This is a genomic window from Aquiflexum sp. (assembly GCF_041749095.1).
Lineage (GTDB): Bacteria > Bacteroidota > Bacteroidia > Cytophagales > Cyclobacteriaceae > Aquiflexum.
Genome location: NZ_JBGTCA010000530.1, coordinates 1 through 1582, shown reverse-complemented (window position 1 = coordinate 1582; position 1582 = coordinate 1). Strand labels below are relative to the sequence as shown.

Annotated in this window: 1 protein-coding gene and 1 pseudogene; both read left to right on the top strand. The window is 43.0% G+C overall.

The window, feature by feature from the left end; all coding sequences use genetic code 11:
- Window positions 1–754: pseudogene (locus ACEW8O_RS23835) on the top strand (hypothetical protein); the annotation flags it as partial.
- 91 nt (window positions 755–845) lie between these two features.
- Window positions 846–1582 (top strand): hypothetical protein (locus ACEW8O_RS23830; RefSeq protein WP_407936187.1); only part of this gene is annotated, 737 nt, incomplete at its 3' end.

The following is a 1582-nucleotide window of genomic DNA, read 5'->3' as shown; positions in this document are numbered from 1 at the left end:
CCACCTTTATCGGGAAGATATGGATAGTTTTGGGGATTATCTTCCGGTGTTCAACGGACAAAAAGGGCTTAATAATGTGGTCAATCCAGTGCGTGACAAAAGGCAACAGCTCAGTAGTGGCTTTTTCAGATGGATGAGTCCCGAAGGGCATTTTGAATTTTATGGAGAATACGGCACCAACGGCAATAGCAGAAGAATAAGTGATTTTATGATTACCCCCGAGAGGAACCGTGGTTTTACATTTGGCTTTTCCAATTTGATGCCCCTAAAAGGACAGGATCAATTTCTTCAGATCAGTTCAGAAATGACCCAAACCGGGCAGACCATAAGGGAAAGTATCAGAAATTTGGATACCTGGTACATCCATAACCATGTCAGGCATGGCTACACGCACAAAGGCCAGGTTTTGGGCATGGGATATGGTCCTGCAGCCAATGTCAATTGGATTGAATTTGCATGGGTCAAAAACTTCAACCGTCTGGGATTTCAATTTGAGCGCATCGTCTATAACAATGATTACTATTATTTTCGATACGAGCAGTCCAAGGATTTACGAAACAAGTATATCGACCTCGTTCCGGCATTGGTTGGAGATTGGAGATTTGGAAACCTTCTTTTCAGTGGTTCAATCCAGTTTGTCAATACCCTGAATTACAAATGGTATCTGGAAAACCATCCAACCAGGTATGTGGTCCCTGGATATGATCGGAAAAATTTATCCGCCAATATAGGGGTAGCCTATATTGTAAAATGATCCTGCCATTATCTGTATTGGGACTTCCCCCCTCTGGGAGTAGATTAAGCATTTGACTAGGTGTGGTTTGCAACTACACCTACCTATCACCTTGAATTTGCAATTCAGTAGTCAAACGAGCTTTGAATACAACATTGCCGGTGCCCTTCAAAACGTGTATCATCAGGTAAACCAAAATGCAGAAGTATTGATTAACAGCTCAGGGTATGACGATTTTGGAATGCTGAAAACCAAATCTTTTTTGGATGTGGATCTGGAGTATGATTATACTATCCGTAACTGGCTCAGGGAAATCGGCAGTACTACGCCAACTATTTTTAAGCAAAAACTTTATTATGAAAATGAAGGCTATTTCTTCCGATGGGACGGCAATATCTCCAGGATAGACTGGTGGGACAGAAACGGCAAAGAACACTGCTTCAACTACCAGTATGACGGGGCAGGCAGACTCCACGTGGCCAATTACAGTGCTCCCGGATATAATGAAAACGACAACTTCTCCATCCACGGTGTCCGGTACAACAACGGAAACATTAAAACGCTGTACCGAAGGGGCCAACTTTCCAGCGGAAACTATGGGTACACCGACATTCTTTCCTATGATTATCTGGCAAATGGCAATTATGAATACTCCAACAATCTTCTTCGGGTAAGAGATGATGTCAGTTCGACCAATCATCTTTCTTTGGACTTCAAGCCCAATGTCCAAGCCACACAAAACTATGGCTATGATGCCAATGGGAATCAGTCCTCTAACCCTGACAAGAACATAAATCAGATCGACTACAACCACCTCAATCTTCCCAGCCGGATTACCTTTGGTTCAGG